This is a genomic window from Microbacterium phosphatis (genome assembly GCF_049177115.1).
In the GTDB taxonomy this organism is placed as follows: Bacteria; Actinomycetota; Actinomycetes; order Actinomycetales; family Microbacteriaceae; genus Microbacterium; species Microbacterium phosphatis.
Genome location: NZ_CP185370.1, coordinates 1759156 through 1777518 on the forward strand (window position 1 = coordinate 1759156; position 18363 = coordinate 1777518).

16 protein-coding genes are annotated in these 18363 nt (G+C 71.0%); 7 read left to right on the plus strand and 9 right to left on the minus strand.

The annotated features are described in order from the left end of the window. Nucleotides 1-14: 14 nt before the first annotated feature. The gene (locus tag ACOKGD_RS08400; RefSeq protein WP_421355035.1) at nucleotides 15-2114 is read right to left on the minus strand and encodes a DNA gyrase/topoisomerase IV subunit B; all 2100 of its coding nucleotides are present in this window, start codon (nucleotides 2112-2114) and stop codon (nucleotides 15-17) included. A 195-nt stretch (nucleotides 2115-2309) separates the two neighbouring features. On the opposite strand from ACOKGD_RS08400, the gene ACOKGD_RS08405 reads away from it, so the two are divergent. Next, complete coding sequence (locus ACOKGD_RS08405) at nucleotides 2310-2519, plus strand: DUF7455 domain-containing protein (RefSeq protein ID WP_342334632.1); 210 nt, start codon at nucleotides 2310-2312, stop codon at nucleotides 2517-2519. An 83-nt stretch (nucleotides 2520-2602) separates the two neighbouring features. Here the strand turns inward: ACOKGD_RS08405 and ACOKGD_RS08410 are convergent, their stop codons facing one another. Both ACOKGD_RS08410 and ACOKGD_RS08415 read right to left on the minus strand, forming a co-directional pair. Then, a complete protein-coding gene (locus tag ACOKGD_RS08410; protein WP_342334631.1) occupies nucleotides 2603-3637 on the minus strand; it encodes an alanine racemase in 1035 nt (344 codons plus the stop codon). Continuing rightward, nucleotides 3634-4317, minus strand: a complete 684-nt coding sequence (locus tag ACOKGD_RS08415) for an alanine racemase (protein ID WP_342334630.1) — start codon at nucleotides 4315-4317, stop codon at nucleotides 3634-3636. Before ACOKGD_RS08415 ends, ACOKGD_RS08410 begins: the two co-directional genes overlap by 4 nt. A 64-nt stretch (nucleotides 4318-4381) precedes the next feature. Between ACOKGD_RS08415 and ACOKGD_RS08420 the strand changes: the two genes are divergently transcribed. Further along, complete coding sequence (locus ACOKGD_RS08420; protein ID WP_342334629.1) at nucleotides 4382-5404, plus strand: sugar-transfer associated ATP-grasp domain-containing protein; 1023 nt, start codon at nucleotides 4382-4384, stop codon at nucleotides 5402-5404. Nucleotides 5405-5478: 74 nt separating this feature from the next. Here the strand turns inward: ACOKGD_RS08420 and ACOKGD_RS08425 are convergent, their stop codons facing one another. The 3 genes from ACOKGD_RS08425 to ACOKGD_RS08435 form a co-directional block, all read right to left on the minus strand. Further along, nucleotides 5479-6177, minus strand: a complete 699-nt coding sequence (locus tag ACOKGD_RS08425) for a coenzyme F420-0:L-glutamate ligase (protein ID WP_342334628.1) — start codon at nucleotides 6175-6177, stop codon at nucleotides 5479-5481. Further along, nucleotides 6174-7493 carry an RNA polymerase sigma factor gene (locus tag ACOKGD_RS08430; RefSeq protein ID WP_342334627.1) on the minus strand — a complete coding sequence of 440 codons (1320 nt, stop codon included), beginning with the start codon at nucleotides 7491-7493 and terminating at the stop codon, nucleotides 6174-6176. The genes ACOKGD_RS08425 and ACOKGD_RS08430 overlap by 4 nt, the downstream gene beginning before the upstream one ends. 224 nt (nucleotides 7494-7717) lie before the next feature. Next, nucleotides 7718-8647, minus strand: coding sequence for a proteasome assembly chaperone family protein (locus tag ACOKGD_RS08435; RefSeq protein ID WP_342334626.1), 930 nt, complete (start codon nucleotides 8645-8647; stop codon nucleotides 7718-7720). Between the two features lie 69 nt (nucleotides 8648-8716). On the opposite strand from ACOKGD_RS08435, the gene ACOKGD_RS08440 reads away from it, so the two are divergent. The 3 genes from ACOKGD_RS08440 to sucB all read left to right on the plus strand — a co-directional run bounded on the left by ACOKGD_RS08440 (nucleotide 8717) and on the right by sucB (nucleotide 13457). Further along, a complete protein-coding gene (locus ACOKGD_RS08440; protein ID WP_342334625.1) occupies nucleotides 8717-10204 on the plus strand; it encodes a leucyl aminopeptidase in 1488 nt (495 codons plus the stop codon). Continuing rightward, nucleotides 10201-11574, plus strand: a complete 1374-nt coding sequence (gene lpdA, locus ACOKGD_RS08445; RefSeq protein WP_342334624.1) for a dihydrolipoyl dehydrogenase — start codon at nucleotides 10201-10203, stop codon at nucleotides 11572-11574. The genes ACOKGD_RS08440 and lpdA overlap by 4 nt, the downstream gene beginning before the upstream one ends. Before the next feature lie 104 nt (nucleotides 11575-11678). Further along, nucleotides 11679-13457, plus strand: a complete 1779-nt coding sequence (gene sucB, locus ACOKGD_RS08450; protein ID WP_342334623.1) for a 2-oxoglutarate dehydrogenase, E2 component, dihydrolipoamide succinyltransferase — start codon at nucleotides 11679-11681, stop codon at nucleotides 13455-13457. Nucleotides 13458-13523: 66 nt separating this feature from the next. Here sucB and ACOKGD_RS08455 read toward each other — a convergent pair whose 3' ends face one another. After that, nucleotides 13524-14894 carry a hypothetical protein gene (locus ACOKGD_RS08455; protein WP_342334622.1) on the minus strand — a complete coding sequence of 457 codons (1371 nt, stop codon included), beginning with the start codon at nucleotides 14892-14894 and terminating at the stop codon, nucleotides 13524-13526. A 150-nt stretch (nucleotides 14895-15044) separates the two neighbouring features. Between ACOKGD_RS08455 and ACOKGD_RS08460 the strand changes: the two genes are divergently transcribed. Next, nucleotides 15045-15752 carry a DUF4191 family protein gene (locus ACOKGD_RS08460; RefSeq protein ID WP_342334621.1) on the plus strand — a complete coding sequence of 236 codons (708 nt, stop codon included), beginning with the start codon at nucleotides 15045-15047 and terminating at the stop codon, nucleotides 15750-15752. A gap of 69 nt (nucleotides 15753-15821) precedes the next feature. Here the strand turns inward: ACOKGD_RS08460 and ACOKGD_RS08465 are convergent, their stop codons facing one another. Continuing rightward, nucleotides 15822-16217 carry an RDD family protein gene (locus ACOKGD_RS08465; protein ID WP_342334620.1) on the minus strand — a complete coding sequence of 132 codons (396 nt, stop codon included), beginning with the start codon at nucleotides 16215-16217 and terminating at the stop codon, nucleotides 15822-15824. 174 nt (nucleotides 16218-16391) lie between these two features. Here ACOKGD_RS08465 and glnA point away from each other — a divergent pair, with 174 nt between their 5' ends. Then, nucleotides 16392-17816, plus strand: coding sequence for a type I glutamate--ammonia ligase (glnA, locus tag ACOKGD_RS08470; RefSeq protein ID WP_342334619.1), 1425 nt, complete (start codon nucleotides 16392-16394; stop codon nucleotides 17814-17816). Between the two features lie 147 nt (nucleotides 17817-17963). On the opposite strand, the gene ACOKGD_RS08475 is transcribed toward glnA, so the two are convergent. Continuing rightward, a complete protein-coding gene (locus ACOKGD_RS08475; protein ID WP_342334618.1) occupies nucleotides 17964-18281 on the minus strand; it encodes a DUF7882 family protein in 318 nt (105 codons plus the stop codon). Nucleotides 18282-18363 lie beyond the last annotated feature (82 nt).

Here is an 18363-nt window from a genome sequence, read left to right on the forward strand (position 1 = left end):
GCGCATCCGCCCGCTCAGGCGTCGATGGACTCGCGCGAGAGGCGATCGGCCGAGTCGACGATGAACTCGCGGCGGGGCCCGACCTCGTTGCCCATCAGGACCTCGAACACCCGACCGGCCGCCTCGACGTCCTCCAGTCGCACGCGCCGCAGCAGTCGGCCGTCGCGGGCCATCGTCGTCTCGGCCAGCTGGTCGGCATCCATCTCACCCAGCCCCTTGTAGCGCTGGATCGGCTCCTGCCAGCGGCGGTTCGACCGGCGCAGCTTCTCGAGGAGCTTGTGCAGCTCGGCCTCGCTGTAGGTGTAGATCGTCTCGTTCGGCTTGGAGCCGGGGTTCACGACGATCACGCGGTGCAGCGGCGGCACGGCGGCGAAGACGCGGCCCGCCTCGACCAGCGGTCGCATGTACCGGTAGAAGAGCGTGAGCAGCAGGGTGCGGATGTGGGCGCCGTCGACGTCGGCGTCGCTCATCATGATGACCTTGCCGTAGCGGGCGGCGTCCAGGTCGAACGTGCGGCCGGATCCGGCGCCGACCACCTGGATGATGGAGGCGCACTCGGCGTTGGACAGCATGTCGCTGACCGACGCCTTCTGCACGTTGAGGATCTTGCCTCGGATCGGAAGCAGCGCCTGGTACTCGCTGTTGCGCGCGAGCTTCGCGGTGCCCAGCGCCGAGTCGCCCTCGACGATGAACAGCTCGGACTGCTCCACGTCCTGCGTGCGGCAGTCGACGAGCTTCGTGGGCAGGGACGAGCTCTCGAGCGCGTTCTTGCGGCGCTGGGTCTCCTTGTGGGCCCGCGCCGAGACGCGCGCCTTCATCTCCGAGACGACCTTGTCCAGCAGCATCGCCGTCTGGTTCTTGTCGTCGCGCTTGGGTGACGTGAAGCGCTCCTTGAGGGCGTCGCGCACGACCTTCGCGACGATGGCGCGCACGGCGGGGGTGCCGAGCACCTCCTTCGTCTGCCCCTCGAACTGCGGCTCGGGGACCGTGACGGTGAGCACGGCGCTGAGGCCCGCGAGCACGTCGTCCTTCTCGAGCTTCTCGCTGGCGCTCACCTTGAGACGGCGGGCGTTGGCGGCCACCTGATCGCGCAGCTGCTTGAGCAGCTCCTGCTCGAAGCCCTGCTGATGCGTTCCGCCCTTGGGGGTGGAGATGATGTTGACGAACGAGCGGATGGCCGTGTCGTAGCCGGTGCCCCAGCGCAACGCGATGTCGACGGAGCACTCGCGCTCGACCTCGGTCGAGACCATGTGCCCGTTCGCCTGCAGCATCGGCACGGTCTCCTTGAACGTACCGGTGCCGGTGAGACGCCAGGTGTCGGTGACCGGGGCGTCCGCGGCGAGGAACTCGACGAACTCGGAGATGCCGCCGTCGAAGCGGTACGCGGTCTCGATCGGCTCGCCATCGCCCTCGGGCCCGCCCCGCTCGTCGCGGATCACGATCTCGAGCCCCGGCACGAGGAAGGCGGTCTGGCGCGCGCGGGTGATCAGCTCGTCGAGCTGGAAGGCCGCGTCCTTGGTGAAGATCTGGCGGTCGGCCCAGTACCGCACGCGGGTTCCCGTGACGCCCTTGGCGACCTTGCCGACGATGCGCAGTTCGCTGCGATCCTCGAACGGGGTGAACGCGGCATCCGGTCGGCGCTCGCCCGGGGCGTCGGCGAAGACGCCCGGCTCGCCGCGATGGAACGACATGGCGTGGGTCTTGCCGCCGCGATCGACCTCCACGTCGAGACGCTCGGACAGTGCGTTGACCACCGAGGCGCCCACGCCGTGCAGACCGCCCGATGCCGCGTACGAGCCGCCGCCGAACTTCCCGCCCGCGTGGAGCTTCGTGTAGACCACCTCGACGCCCGTGAGACCGGTGCGCGGCTCCACGTCGACGGGGACGCCGCGACCTCGGTCGTGGACCTCGACCGAGCCGTCCTTGTGGAGGATGACATCGATCCGGCTGCCGTTGCCGGCCACCGCCTCGTCGACCGAGTTGTCGATGATCTCCCACAGGCAGTGCATCAGCCCCGGCGAGCCGTTCGAGCCGATGTACATGCCCGGGCGCTTGCGGACGGCTTCGAGACCCTCCAGGACCTGGAGATGATGGGCGGAGTACTCGGCAGTCACAATCCTCGATGCTAATCGCGACCGCCGACATCGCCGGGCTGACACTCCCCCGGCGCCTACTCCCGTCTGGGGAAGCGGGCTCCGCCGTACGCGGTGAGCGAAACGGCCCGTATCTCGGCAGGATTCTCAGTCCTCTGTGGTTGCATGTGATGCATCCCGCAAGCGCACGGATGAACCACCGAGGAGGCAGACATCATGACCGTTACCGAAGCTCCCGCCCCCTCCTACCGCCTCACGGCGGCGGACCGCTGCGACTCGTGCGGCGCGCAGGCCTACATCGCCGCCGAGGTGAACGGCAGCGAGCTCCTGTTCTGCGCGCACCACGGCCGCAAGTACGAGGAGAAGCTCCGCTCCGTCGCCACGTCCTGGCACGACGAGACCGCCCGTCTCATCGACGCCGACTGACGCAGCCCGAGACATCACGCGCCCGTCCCCTCGAGGGGGCGGGCGCGTTCTCGTCTGCGGCGGCTGGGGAGAGAGTCCCGCGGTCAGTCGACCAGCACCCGCGGGATCAGCGGCGAGACGCGCAGCACCGGCTCCTCACCCACCGTGCCGATGGCCTCGGCGAGCGTCGTCGCCGAGGACTCCCCCGACGCGCCGGGCCCGAACACCGCCACCTCGTCGCCCACCGCGACCCCGGGCCATGCCGCCACAACGCTCGATCCGGGACCGATGCGAACCAGCTCGCGGGGGCCGGACGGCGTGCCGACCGCGACGCGGCCACCGAGGGTCGAGGGCAGGCCGTCGAGCGACCCGATGCCGATCTCCACCTGGTCGGCCCCGACCGCGGTGACCCGCGCCACGAGCGTCGCGGCGGGCGCGATTCCCTCGAGGTCCGGGCCGTCGGCCGAGCGGACGCCGTAGACGAACGCGCCGAAGCGCACCAGCTCGTAGCGGAACTCCGCGCGCGCCCAGCCTGCGGCGCTCGCGGCGAGGTGGCGCACCTCGGGATCCAGCCCCGCGTCCCGGGCGGCGCCCACCGCGGCGTCGAAGGCGGCTCGCGCCACGTCGTCGTCGGCATCGCTGGCCTCGGAGATGTGGCTCCAGATCCCGGCGACCCGGATGCGTCCGGCGCGCTCCAGCTCGGCGGCGCGCCCGACGAAGGCCGGCCAGTGCTCGGGACGGACGCCGTTGCGATGCAGGCCGGTGTCGATCTTCAGATGCACGATCGCCGGGGCGCCCGTGGCGAGCTCGGCGATGCGCTCCAGGTACAGCGCGTCTCCGACACCGAGCTCGAGCCCGGCCGCGAGAGCATCGCGCGTCTCCTGCTGGCTGAGCGTCAGCCAGCAGAACACCCGGGCCCGGTCGCCCGCCTGGGCCTTCGCGCGCAGCGCGCTGCGCAGGTCGATGGCGCCCATCCAGCCGATGCCCGCCTCGACCGCCACCGCCGCGACGGTCTCGACACCGTGCCCGTATGCGTTGTCCTTGACCACGACCAGCACGTCGGCCGGCGCGACCCGCGCGCGCACCGTCGCGATGTTCGCGGCGAGACGCGCCCGGGAGATCCGCAGCTCGGCGCTCATGCCACGACCTCTCGTTCGACGTGCAGGCCCACCGCGCAGACGAGCTCGGCGGGGGTGAGTCCCGTGGCGGACGCCCAGTCGGCGAGGGCATCGCGCACGAGGCCCGACCCGAAGTACACGGCCTCGTCGCCGGGCTCGGCCGGCGCGTCGGCGATGTCGATCACGCAGACATCCATGGCGACGCGCCCGATGATCGGGCGGAGGCCGCCGCTCAGCTCGACACTCGCCCGGTTGCCCAGCCCGCGCACCACCCCCTCGGCGTATCCGCCGGAGATCAGCGCCACACGGGTGTCGGCCGCCGCCCGGTGCGTGTACCCGTACGACACCCCCTCGCCCGCCAGGAGCGGCTTGATGGACAGCACGGGGGCCGTGAGGACGAGCGCGGGCGTCCCGCCGGAACCGGGGAGCCCGTAGAGCCGCTCGCCCCCCGTCGGCGCGGTGGCGACGCTCTCGAGCCCGACGCGCGCGACCGCGTCGGCGTCGCGCGGATCGGCGTGTGCGAATCGGATGCCGGCCTCGGCGGCCGCGGCGGCCACGACGTCGATCCCATGCCCCCAGGCGTCGCGGCGCAGATCGACGACGACGGCCGGATCGACCGCGAGCGTCCGCGCATTCGCGAGGAGGGCCGAGTGCGAGATGCGGGCGAGCGGGGCGGCTCGCCGGGGGTTCGGCCAGGTCACCGACCTAGACTAACCCGGGGGCCGATCGGCCCCGCTGAGCCCCGCCCCTCACTCGGAGTGTGCATTGACTGACAACCGCCTCGGCCTCGCCGGCAAGTTCCGCTACCTCGCAGAGCGCGCCCGCCGCATCGACGTGAAGTCGGTGGTGGACCGCGCCAAGGAGGTGCACGAGCAGCACGGCACCTGGACGCCGAAGGTGCTCGCGGACATGCTCTGGTCGGCCGCGCGGAACGACGTCGCCTTCCAGGACTACGTCGACTACGACTTCGCGATCCTCACCCGCGACGAGCGGGCGACCTTCATGACGCACCCCGTCTCGATGCAGCTCGCCCAGCGCTTCGCCCGCAAGGACAAGCGCGTCCTGTTCGAGAACAAGATCGAGTTCAACAAGCTGTTCGACCGCTTCCTGAAGCGCGAGTGGCTCGTCGTCGAGGCCGGCAACGCCGACGCCGTGCGCGACTTCGCCCAGAAGCACGGCACGTTCATCGCGAAGGTGCCGGTGAGCCACATGGGGCTCGGCGTGCGTCGCTATCACGCGGCCGACGTGACCGACTGGGAGTCGTTCCACCGCGGGCTCCTCGAGCGCGACGAGCTGCTGCTCGAGGAGGTCATCCGCCAGCACGACGACCTCGCCGCCGTCTGCCCCGGCACTGTGAACACCACGCGCATCACCGCCTTCTTCGACGGCACCGACGTCCACATCCTCGCGATCGCGCAGAAGTTCGGCCGCGGCGCCGTGAGCGACCAGATGTCGTACGGCGGGTTCTACACGATGCTCCACGACGACGGCCGGGCATTCGGCGACGGCTACGACTCGCACGGCCACGTGCACGCCGAGCACCCCGACACGGGCTTCCGCATCGCCGATTTCCGCCTGCCCTTCATGGACGAGGTGCGGGCGTTCGTCGACGAGGCGGCTCGCGTCGTCCCCGAGGTGCCCTACGTCGGCTGGGACGTTGTGGTGACCCCCGAGGGCCCGGTGCTCGTCGAGGGCAACTGGGGCGCGGGCGTCTACGAGAACAAGCCCAGCGTCACCGGCATCCGCACGGGCCACAAGCCGCGCTACCGCAAGGCCATCGGCTTCTGACACGCCCGGCGGTGCGTGCCGCCGAGACGACGAAAGGCCCCTCCGAGGAGGGGCCTTTCGTGTGGCGCGGGTCGTCAGACCGGGCGGACGATGCCGAGCGGCGTGGACTGGTGCCCCTGGCCGAGCGGGTTGTCGCCGAGGATGCGCACGAGTCGCTTCTCCCCCGCCTTGTCGAGCGTGGAGCCGAGGATGTTGCCGCCGATGTCGTTGATGTCGACGACGGCGACGTCGATCCCGCCGCCCAGCAGCGCCTGCACGTGGCGGGCGACCTCGCGGGGCTTGTCGGGACCGAGCACCACGGCCTGGTTGTACGGAGGGATCGTGCCGCTGGTGGGGCCGTCGATCGCGCGGGCCTTGTCGCCCGCGATCCGGTAGAAGTCGCCACGGCGCCCGAAGGCCTTGGTGACGGCCGCGACGGCCGCCGCGAACAGGATCCGCGGCGTGCCGCACTCGCGCAGGGCCATCTCCATCGTCTCGGGCATGCCGAGGCCGATGCCGTACGGCGTCTTGACGACGTACTTGGAGAGGAACCGCGCGAGCGGCCGCACCGTGATGTCGGTGAGCAGGTACGAGCGGCCCTGCATGATCGCGACGATCTTCTCGGTCACGAACAGCAGGTCGCCCTGCTGCACGGCGTCCTTCGCATAGGTCGTGATGATCTCGTCGAGCGAGTCATCCGGCATAACGACGCGCGTGCGCAGCGGGATGCGCTGCACCTTCTCGCCGTCGACCTCGACCTCGAGGGCCTTGCCTTCGTTCGCGGCGCCGCTCACTCGAGGTAGTCCCGGAGCGACTGCGAGCGCGACGGGTGGCGCAGCTTCGCCATCGTCTTCGACTCGATCTGGCGGATGCGCTCGCGCGTGACGCCGAACGTGTCGCCGATCTGGTCGAGCGTCTTCGGCTGACCGTCGCCCAGGCCGAAGCGCATGCGGATCACGCCCGCCTCGCGCTCCGAGAGCGAGTCGAGGAGGCTCTCGAGCTGACGCTGCAGCATCGTGAAGCCCACCGCGTCGGCCGGAACGACCGCCTCGGTGTCCTCGATGAGGTCGCCGAACTCGCTGTCGCCGTCCTCGCCGAGGGGCGTGTGCAGCGAGATCGGCTCGCGGCCGTACTTCTGCACCTCGATGACCTTCTCGGGGGTCATGTCGAGCTCCTTCGAGAGCTCCTCGGGTGTGGGCTCGCGGCCCAGGTCCTGCAGCATCTGGCGCTGGACGCGGGCGAGCTTGTTGATGACCTCGACCATGTGCACCGGGATGCGGATGGTGCGGGCCTGGTCGGCCATCGCGCGGGTGATCGCCTGACGGATCCACCAGGTGGCGTACGTCGAGAACTTGAAGCCCTTGGTGTAGTCGAACTTCTCGACCGCACGGATCAGACCGAGGTTGCCCTCCTGGATCAGGTCCAGGAACTGCATGCCGCGTCCGGTGTATCGCTTCGCGAGCGAGACGACGAGGCGGAGGTTCGCGCCGAGCAGGTGCGACTTGGCGCGCTGGCCATCGCGGGCGACCCACTGGAGGTCGAGGCCCAGCTGCTGCGACTTCTCGGCCGCCGACATCTTGGACAGCTTCTCCTCGGCGAACAGACCGGCCTCGATGCGCATGGCGAGGTCGACCTCCTCAGCCGCGTTCAGCAGCGGGACCTTGCCGATCTGCTTCAGGTAGTCCTTGACCGGGTCGGCGGTGGCGCCGGTGATCGCGGTCGAGTAGACGGGGACGTCCTCCTCGTCGTTCGACGAGATGACGATCGCGCCGGTGGGCAGCGGCTCGGTGACGACCTTGGTCTTCGCCTCGCCGTCGGCCGACTCGTCGGCCGAGTCGTCGTCGTCGACCTCGATGTCCTCGGCCTCGACGGCCTCGTCCTCATCGGGCTCGTCGGACTTCGCCTTCTTGGTCGCCGACTTCTTCGGGGCGGCCTTGGCAGCGGTCTTCCGCGCGGGCGCCTTGGCCGCGTCGTCCTTCGCGGCGGCGGTCTTGCGTGCCGTGGTCTTCGCAGGCGCCTTTGCCGCGGTGGTGGCCTCGACGGCCTCTTCCGCGTCGGCGGCGTCCTTCTTCTTCGCGGTGGTCCGCGGAGTCTTCGTGGCAGTGGTCACGTTTCGCCTTTCACCGGCGGCGCTGCGCGCCGCACCCCCGGGTGTATTCGGGCACTAGTAAGACCCTTGTCAAGTCCAGCGCACTTGCGTGCGTCGTCTCGGCAACGGGTCGGACACCCATTGTCTCATACGTCCACAGTCGCTTCACGCACCGCGTCGGTGCGGCGGTTCTGCGCCCGCTCGCGCACAGTCAGGTCAACGATCCGCCGGCCCTCGGTATTCCGTCAGCCCCGCTTGTCCTCGTCGCCGTTGGGGCGCGAGGCGAGGAAGCGCTCGAGCTCGGCTGCCAGCTCGTCCGCACTCGGCAGATCGCCCTCGCGGATCCCCGCGACCGACGGCGCGCCGCCCGTGAGACCGGCCGCATACGCGTCGTAGCGCTCCTCGAGCCCCTGCACCATCCGGGCCAGCTCGTCGTTGCCCGCGATCTGGTCCTCGACCTTGCCGAGGTACTCGCGATTCTCGCCGTACAGCTCGTCGAGGGTGAAGACGAGTCCGGTCGCCGCCATCAGTCGGTCGAGGCCCGCGATCGTCGCCGCCGGGTAGTCGGTCTCGGCCAGGTAGTGCGGCACAAGCAGCACGAACCCCGCCGTGTCGAAGCCGCTCTCGATGAAGCGGTACTCCAGCAGATGGCCCGCGGTGGCCGGCACCTGCGTGCGCGGGTGCCAGATCGAGTGCGACTCGATGAGGTCGGCGCGGTTGCCGCTGACCGTGGTGCCGAGGGTGCGGGTGTGCGGCACGGGCATCCCGATCGCGTGCACCCACGTCACCGAGGTGACGGCGAAGAGCTCGGCGAAGCCGATCGCGGCGGAGGCGAAGGCGTCCCAGGCGAAGTCCGGCTCGTATCCCGCGAGCAGCAGGAAGGGCTGCCCCAGCGCGTCGCGCGCGAGCGAGAGCTCGAGGCGCGGCGGGCGGTAGTCGCTCAGGTGATCCTGTTCGAACGTGACGATCGGGCGGCGCGCGCGGTAGTCGAGCAGCGCGTCGTTGGAGAACACGACCACGGGGCGCGGGCGCAGCTCCTCCCGAGCGAACTCGATCAGGCTCGCGACGGCCCCGCCGGCGTCGGTGAAGCCGGTCATCAGGATCACGAGCGGCAGGCCCTCAGGGACCTCGGGTCCGTTCGCGACGCGCTCGTAGATGTCACCGGTGAAGGGCATTCCTCCATGCTACGAGCCGCCGGAGCGGCGCGGCCCCCTTCCGCTCTGCGCGTACCTAGGATGGATCGCATGCCGATTCCCGATCTCGCGCTGACCATCGATTCCTTCCCTTCGAACAGCGCGGAGGCCGCGATCCTGGCCCTTCCGTCCTTCGGTGAGAACGAGCGTCTCGACATCCCGGATCTGAAGCCCGCGCTCGACGCGATCGGCTTCACCGGTGCCAAGAACTCCTTCGCCCGCGTCTTCGTCCCCGCCGTCACCGACAAGCCGCTCGCGGTGGTCGGGCTCGGCTCCGAGCCGGACGCCGACGACGTCCGCGAGGCGGTCGGCGCCGCCGTTCGCCAGCTGACCGGTTTCGACACCGTCGCCGTGCACGTGGCCGCACGGGTCGAGGGCGCATGGCGCGTCGCCGCCGAGGGCGCCGCGCTGGGCGGCTACTCGTTCGACTCGTACAAGACGAAGGACCCCGAGAAGGCGAAGAAGAAGCGCCGTGCGTCCACCGTGCTCGTGCACGTTCCCGGCCCCGTCGACGACGACGCCCTCGACGCGGTGCGCGCCGGCGCCGAGGCCGTCGCGCTGGTGAAGGACCTGGTCTCGACCACCGCCGACCGCCAGAGCCCCGCACAGCTCGCCGACGCCGCGATCGCGGCCACGGAGGGCCTCGGCATCGACGTGACCGTCTACGACGAGGCGGCGCTCGAGGACGGCGGCTTCGGCGGCATCCTCGGCGTCGGCCGCGGATCGGATCGCCCGCCCCGCCTCGTGCGCCTCGAGTGGGCGCCCGAGGGCGCCGAGCGCCACGTCGCCCTCGTCGGCAAGGGCATCACCTTCGACACCGGCGGCCTGTCCCTGAAGCCCGCCGCCTCGATGATCGGCATGAACGAGGACATGACCGGCGCGGCCGAGGTGCTCGCCGTGATCCGCGCCGCCGCTCAGCTCCGCCTGCCCGTCCGCGTGACGGCGTGGATGTGCATCGCCGACAACATGCCGTCGGGCCGCGCCACCCGCCCGGGGGATGTGCTCACGATGCTCGACGGCACAACCGTCGAGGTGACCAACACCGACGCGGAGGGACGCCTCGTCCTCGCCGACGGCCTGGTCGCGGCGAGCCGCGAGAACCCGGACGTGATCGTCGACGTCGCCACGCTGACCGGCGCGATCCTCGTGGCCCTCGGCACCCGCCACACCGGCGTCATGGGTCACGGCGACGCGGTGGACGCGTTCCTTCGCGCGGCCGACCGGACGGGCGAGCCGGCCTGGCCCCTCCCCCTGCCCGGCTACATCGGCGAGCAGCTCGACTCGCGCGTGGCCGACATGCGCAACGCCGACATGGGCAACCGCAACGCGGGCTCGCTCTTTGCGGGCCTGTTCCTGCAGCGCTTCATCGGTCGCACCGGCGAGCACGAGGACGCGCCGCGCATCCCGTGGGTGCACCTCGACATCGCCGGTTCCGCGATGAGCACGTCGAGCCCCTACGGCTTCACCGACAAGGGCCCGACCGGCGCGAGCACCCGCGCGCTGATCGACTTCGTGGCCGCGGGCGGCGAGGTCCTGTGACCGCACACCAGTTCGACCTCGTCATCCTCGGCGGCGGGAGCGGCGGATACGCCGCCGCGATCCGCGCCTCGGAGCTGGGGCGGTCGGTCGCGCTGATCGAGAAGGACAAGGTCGGCGGGACCTGCCTGCACCGCGGCTGCATCCCCACCAAGGCCCTGCTGCATGCTGCCGAGATCGCCGACTCGGTCCGTGGGGCCGCCTCCTATGGCATCACCGCCTCGCTGGGCGGCGTCGACACCGCGGGCCTGCGCGCGTACCGCGAGGGCATCGTCGCCAAGAAGTTCCGGGGGCTCACCGGCCTGGTCGCGCGCCGCGGCATCACCGTGGTGGCTGGAGAGGGCGTGCTGGAGGCCGACCGCACGGTGCGCGTCGGCGACGACACGTACACGGGCGCGGACGTGGTGCTCGCGACCGGGTCGTACAGCCGCAGCCTCCCCGGGCTCGAGATCGGCGGGCGCATCCTCACGAGCGAGGGCGCGCTCGCGCTCGACGAGATCCCGGCGTCGGTGGTCATCCTCGGCGGCGGCGTCATCGGCGTCGAGTTCGCGAGCGTCTGGCGCTCCTTCGGCGCCGACGTGACCATCGTCGAGGCGCTCGAGCACCTGGTGCCGAACGAGGACATCGCCCTGAGCAAGGGGCTCGAGCGCGCCTACCGCAAACGCGGCATCCAGGCGCGTCTCGGCGTCCGCTTCGCCTCCGCGACTCAGGATCAGGACGGCGTGACCGTCGCGCTCGAGGACGGATCCGAGATCCGCGCCGACTACCTGCTCGTCGCCGTCGGCCGCGGCCCTGCGACCGCCGGGCTCGGCTTCGAGGAGGCGGGCGTCGCGCTCGATCGCGGGTTCGTCACGGTCGACGACCGCCTGCGCACGACCGCGGAGCACGTCTGGGCGGTCGGCGACATCGTGCCCGGCCTGCAGCTCGCGCATCGCGGCTTCCAGCAGGGCATCTTCGTGGCCGAGGCCATCGCGGGGCTCGACCCCGTGCCGGTGCCCGAGACGCAGATCCCCAAGGTCACCTACTCGCACCCGGAGGTGGCGTCGGTCGGCCTCACTGAGGCCCAGGCCGTGGAGGCGCACGGTGCCGAGGGCGTCACCGCCTACGAGTACAACCTCGCGGGCAACGGGAAGTCGGAGATCATCGGCACCGGCGGGCTCGTGAAGGTCGTGCGCCAGGTGAACGGCCCCGTGCTCGGCGTCCACCTGCTGGGCGACCGCGTCGGCGAGCTCATCACCGAGGGGCAGCTCGCGGTCGCCTGGGAGGCGCACCCCGAGGACATCGCCCCCCTGATCCATGCGCACCCGACCCAGAGCGAGGCGCTCGGAGAGGCGTTCCTCGCCCTCGCGGGCAAGCCGCTGCACGCGATCTGAGGATCTGCGCCTCGCTTTCCGAAGATCCGAGGCTTTCGCGGTCAGTTCGTCGACCGCACGTCACTAAGCTGTAAACGTCATCCAACCCTGAAGGAGACTCCGACATGAGTACTTCCGTGGTCCTCCCCGAGCTTGGCGAAAGCGTCACCGAGGGAACGGTCACCCGCTGGCTGAAGAGCGTCGGCGACACGATCGCCGTCGACGAGGCCCTGCTCGAGATCTCGACCGACAAGGTCGACACCGAGATCCCGTCGCCCGTTGCGGGCGTCATCGAGGAGATCCTCGTTCAGGAGGATGAGACCGTCGAGGTCGGCGCCGTCCTCGCCAAGATCGGCGACGGCTCGGGTGCCGCGTCGGAGCCGGAGGCACCTGCCGCCGCGCCCGCCGAGGCCCCCGCCGCTCCTGCGGCCGAGGCCGCTCCCGCCGCCGAGCCCGCTCCCGCCGCCGAGGCCGCCCCCGCTCCCGTCGCCGAGACCGCTCCGGCGGCTCCCGCCGGCGACGCCACCGACATCGTGCTCCCCGAGCTCGGTGAGAGCGTCACCGAGGGCACCGTCACCCGCTGGCTGAAGCAGGTCGGCGACTCGATCGAGGTCGACGAGGCCCTGCTCGAGATCTCGACCGACAAGGTCGACACCGAGATCCCCTCGCCCGTCGCGGGTGTCATCCAGGAGATCCTCGTCGCCGAGGACGCCACCGTCGAGGTCGGCTCGGTCCTGGCTCGCGTCGGCAGCGGCGCCCCCGCGCCGGCGCAGGAGGCCCCCGCCGCTCCGGCGCAGGAGGCTCCGGCAGCCCCGGCGCAGGAGGCTCCGGCAGCCCCGGCTCAGGAGGCTCCGGCAGCTCCCGCTCAGGAGGCTCCGGCGCCCGCCGCCCCGGCCCCCGCGCAGGAGGCCCCTGCCGCTCCCGCCCCGGCGCAGCAGGCACCGCCCGCTCCCGCCCCCGCACAGGCTGCACCCGCCGCTGACGACGACGACAAGGTCTACGTGACCCCGCTCGTCCGCCGCCTCGCCGCGCAGAACGGCGTCGATCTCGGCACCGTCTCGGGCACCGGCGTCGGTGGTCGCATCCGCAAGGAGGACGTGCTCAAGGCCGCCGAGGCGAAGACGGCACCCGCCGCCGGCGCCGCTCCCGCCGCTGCCGCCCCCGCCGCGACCAAGCTCGAGGTGTCGGAGCTGCGTGGCACGACCCAGCCGATGTCGCGCCTGCGCAAGGTGCTGGCGTCGCGTGCGGTCGAGTCGATGAACTCGACGGCCCAGCTGACGACGGTGGTCGAGGTGGACGTCACCAAGGTCGCCGCCCTGCGTCAGCAGGTCCAGAGCGACTTCGTCGCCAAGACCGGCGGCAAGCTGTCGTTCCTTCCCTTCTTCGCCCTGGCCGCGGCCGAGGCGCTGCAGGCGTTCCCGATCATCAACTCGACGCTGGACGGCGAGAACATCGTCTACCCGGCCTCGGAGAACATCTCGATCGCGGTCGACACGCCGCGTGGCCTGCTCACGCCGGTGCTGCGCGACGCGGGTTCGAAGAACCTCGCGCAGATCTCGGGCGAGATCGCCGACCTCGCCGCGCGCACGCGCGACAACAAGCTGAAGCCCGACGAGCTCGCCGGCGGCACCTTCACGCTGACCAACACCGGTTCGCGTGGCGCGCTGTTCGACACGCCCGTTGTGTTCCTGCCCCAGTCGGCGATCCTCGGCACCGGCATCGTCTACAAGCGCCCCGGCGTGGTGAAGGTCGACGGCGTCGAGGCGATCGGCATCCGCTCGTACGTCTACCTCGCGCTGTCGTACGACCACCGCACGATCGACGGCGCCGACGCGGCCCGCTTCCTGTCGGCGGTCAAGGCTCGCCTGGAAGAGGCGGCGTTCACCGCCGACCTCGGCATCTGACATCGCGTCCCGAAGGGGCCCGGCCCGGCATCACGCCGGCCGGGCCCCTTCGGCGTGGACGGCGGTTCACGGCCTGGGGGTGAGCTGCGCGCCGCGCAGCAGCCAGCGCCCGTCGAGCCGCACCAGCTGCAGCAGCGCCGATCCCCCGCTCGAGACCGCGTCGGCGCGCAGCACGGCGACGTCGCCGTAGTCGTCGAGCAGCTCGACCCCCGCGGCTTCTGCCATCACGTCGAGGACCTCGGGTCCGAGCGGCTCGGCGCCCTCCTCGCGGATCGCTGCGCACAGAGGGTCGCCGTGGGCGCCGCACTCGACGGCGGCGAGGCGCAGACGATCACCGGCCGCCTGCGCGCCCTCGGCGGTCGCCGGCGTGGGGCGCGGCGACGGGGCGGGCGATGCCTCTGGGAGGTCGGACGGCGTCGCGGCGCGCGACGCGGAGGGTGTCGGACGGGACACCGCACGGGCATCCGCAGGATCCGGGTCGGTGGGCAAGAGCAGGCCTCCCGCGATCACCGCCAGGGCCGCCGCCCCGCCCACGGCGAGCGGCAGCCTCCGCCCGCCGCTCGTCAGGGCGCGGCGCACGGCGGTCCGGGCCCGGTCGACGCCCTCGCCCACCGCCTCGGCGAAGGCGGTGTCGGTGAAGCGCTCCACCACGTCCCTCACCGCGCCGCTCGAAGGCGGCGAACGAAAGGCATCGGTCCCCAGCGGGTCGTCGTCGAGGACCGGGCGAACCGTCGGCTGACCGGTGCCCCGCTCCAGCGCGCGCGGCGCGAAGGCCTCGAACAGCGCATCCTCCAGGCCGTCGATGACCCGGTGAAGGCGGCGCGGCCGCTGGAGCGCCTCCCGCGCCTCACCGATAACCCGCAGCAGGACGCGCTCACGCGTGTGGCCCATCGCGCGCTCGATCAGGGCGTCGGCCTCCGACGCCACCTGGCCGCCGTCGTCGGCGGGAGCGAACAGGGGCCGGCCCTCGTCGTCCACCCACCAGCGCCCCGCAGCCGGCGCCCCGTCCGGCGGCACCGGGCCGTCCCATGCTTCGCGCGTTCCGCGCAGCAGGCTCACCACCAGCGTGACGAGCTCGCCGCCGGCAAGAGGCCTCCCCTGCGCCGTCCGCGCGTCGAGGAGTCGACCGAGCGGTTCACGGCACCACGGCAGCTCGAGATCGTGGCCGTCGCTGCGGCGCACGAGCTCGAGGGGCGCGAGGAGATGCTGAGGCCGGTCGGCGTGCCCGCCGAACACCCCGCCCGCGGCGACCGCGGCGTCGACCAGCAGCACCCGCCGCTCCCCCTCCGCCGCCAGCACTCCGGGCAGAGGCGACTCCGGCGGCGTCACCCTACGAATCGGGCGATACGCGTCGGTGAGGGGCGCGCCGGGCGCCGACACGGGAGCGGGGTCCGCCGGCTCTTCCGCGGCGGGTTCGGGGCGGTGTCGAAGGCGCATGCCGCCATCCTGCTCATCCGGGCGGCCGCGACACTCGACCGGCCTCCGATGTGGGCGAGGTCATCGGCCCGTCCGGCCTGGGGACGAATGGGCGCGAGGCGACCGGTCACCCGGTCGGCACGGCCCGCGCGCCTCGGTAGACTTGCGGACATGGCAGCACGCACCCCCGAGGCCGAGAAGCGCCCCGGATTCTTCTCGCAGATCCGATCCCTGTTCACCTTCACGCGCGAGGTGTACCCGTGGCTCGGGTGGCTGGTGGGTGGCATCGTGGTGCTCGGCATCGCGCTCGGCGTGCTGCTGGGCCTGCTGCTGCAGCCGGACGTGCTCGGCATCGTCCTGTGGAGCATCGCCGGCCTGATGATCGGTCTCGTCGCCGCCATGATGACGATGACGCGCCTGTCGACCACCGCCATGTACCAGAAGCTCGACGGCATGCCCGGCGCCACCGGGCACGTGCTCTCGAGCATGCTCGGTCGCAACTGGCGCGCGACGGAGATGCCCGTGGGCGTCAACCCGAAGACGCAGGAGGCCGTCTACCGCGCGGTGGGCCGCGGCGGAATCGTCATCGTCGGCGAGGGCTCGCGCGGTCGCCTCACGCGTCTGATGCGCGACGAGAAGATGAAGGCGGCCCGTGTCGCCGCCGGCGTCCCCGTCACCGAGCTGTACGTCGGGCACGGGACGGACGAGGTCGCCATCGCCGACCTCGCTCGCACCATCAAGAAGCTTCCGAAGGCGATCGACCGCGCCACGATGGGCGCCGTCGTGCAGCGCATCGAGTCGGTCTCGCAGTCTCTCGCGTCGCTGCCGATCCCCAAGGGCATCGACCCGACCAAGGCGCGCGCTCCGCGTCCGCGCTGATCCGCTGATCCGCTGATCTGCAGCGAAGGCCCCGCCGATCGGCGGGGCCTTCGTCGTGAACGGCTCGGATCAGGCGCGGACGAGCACGGTGCCCGCCACGACGTCGTGGAGACCCCGGTTGTCCTTGTTCCAGATCACGGCTGGGATCACGAGCACCAGCAGCACCGCCCGCACGATCGGGCGCCAGATGCCGGTCCAGCCGCCCGCGACGCTCTGCAGGCGCAGGCCTGCAATCCGGTGCCCGGGGCTTCCGCCGATCGTCGGGATGAAGATGATGTGCAGCACCGCGAGCACCACCAGGGGCGCGAGCTGCTCGTCGGGGAAGAACGCGTTCGAGATGATCAGCGTCGCCGCCCAGTCGATCGCGAGTCCGAGGATCCGGCGCGGGAGGTGGGCGATGCTGCCGCGCCCCTCCTTCGGGAGTCCCAGATCCTGACCCGGATAGGCGTCGGCCGAAGTGCTCATCGTTCCAGCCTAGGCGGGCAGGGTGAGAGCCACCGACCCCCGGCGCCGCCAGATGCCTGTGTAACATGCCCGAAACACGAGGGACACCCTCGAGCAATCCCCCCGGGCTACGTTCAACGAGTCACCTGCGTTCCAGGCGATCCCCACCCGAAGTCCCACCAATCTGGAGCCTCCATGTTCAACGACTCTTCCGAGGTGCTGAAGTACATCAAGGAGAACGATGTCAAGTTCCTCGACATCCGTTTCACCGACCTTCCTGGTGTCCAGCAGCACTTCAACATCCCGGCCGTGTCCGTCGACGAGGACTTCTTCACGGTCGGCCAGATGTTCGACGGTTCGTCGATCCGCGGCTTCGCCAGCATCAACGAGTCGGACCTCCAGCTGATCCCGGACGTCACGACCGCCTACATCGACCCCTTCCGCGAGTCGAAGACGCTCGTGATGGTGTTCGACATCTTCAACCCCCGCAACGGCGAGATCTACTCGAAGGACCCGCGTCAGGTCGCCAAGAAGGCCGAGAAGTACCTCGCCTCGACCGGCATCGCCGACACCGCGTTCTTCGCCCCCGAGGCCGAGTTCTACGTGTTCGACGACGTGCGCTACGAGGTCTCGCAGGGCAAGTCGTTCTACTCGGTCGACTCGGAGGAGGCCGCCTGGAACTCGGGCCGCGAGGAGGAGGGTGGCAACCTCGCGAACAAAACCCCGTTCAAGGGCGGCTACTTCCCCGTTTCGCCGGTCGACAAGCAGGCCGACCTGCGCGACGACATCTGCCTGAAGCTGGCCGACGCTGGCCTCCAGGTCGAGCGCTCGCACCACGAGGTGGGCACCGCGGGCCAGGCCGAGATCAACTACCGCTTCGACACGATGGTCCACGCGGCCGATGACGTGCTGAAGTTCAAGTACATCGTCAAGAACACCGCCGAGCAGTGGGGCAAGACGGCGACGTTCATGCCGAAGCCGCTCTTCGGCGACAACGGCTCGGGCATGCACGTGCACCAGTCGCTGTGGGCCGACGGCAAGCCGCTGTTCTTCGACGAGAAGGGCTACGCCCAGCTCTCCGACATCGCCCGCTGGTACATCGGCGGCATCCTGAAGCACGCCCCCGCGCTGCTCGCCTTCACCAACCCGACGCTGAACTCGTACCGTCGCCTGGTCAAGGGCTTCGAGGCTCCGGTCAACCTGGTCTACTCGGCCGGCAACCGCTCCGCCGCGATCCGCATCCCGATCACGGGTTCGAACCCGAAGGCCAAGCGCATCGAGTTCCGTGCGCCCGATGCCTCCGGCAACCCGTACCTCGCGTTCGCCGCGCAGCTGATGGCGGGCCTCGACGGCATCAAGAACCGCATCGAGCCGCACGAGCCGATCGACAAGGACCTCTACGAGCTCCCGGCCGAGGAGGCCAAGGGCATCCCCCAGGTCCCGAACTCGCTGCTCGACTCGCTCGAGGCCCTGGACGCCGACCGCGAGTTCCTCACCGCCGGTGGCGTGTTCACCGACGAGCTGATCGACACGTGGATCGCCTTCAAGCACGAGCACGAGATCCTGCCGGCCGCGCAGCGCCCGCACCCGTTCGAGTACGAGCTGTACTACGGCGTCTGATCCACCGACGCTGAAAAGGCCCCCGGCCCCGTCCTCTCGCCACACGGCGCGGCGACGGGACCGGGGGCTTCGGCGTTCGCCCCGGCTCGACGGAGCCAGACGAAGAGAGCCCCCGCACGGGTGCGGGGGCTCTCTCGCGGGTGGGCGTTACGACGCCGCCGGGACTCCGCTGTCGGGGTGCTCGCCCGTGAGGACGATGCCGCCGCCGCTGGCGGCCGAATGGACGAGCCGCTGGATCCACTCGCGGTTCAGCTCGGTCGGCTCATCGTCATCGAAGACGAACCGCACGGGGATCGCGGGATGGATCCAGATGGTGGTCCGCCCGTGGGCGTCCGGGGTGTCCCACGAGAGCGTGAAGCTCTCGTGGCGTCGCAGCTTGGTGGTGACGACCACCTTCAGATGCGCGAGAGTCCGGTCGTCGATCTCGACGGCCGGTCCGATGTGATCGTAGATGAGCTGTCCCACGTGCCTGCCTCCTCGGGTGCAAGAATGACGCTACTCTGCGCAGCCTCCCCGGCGAGCATTCGGCGGCGATACGCGCCGGCTC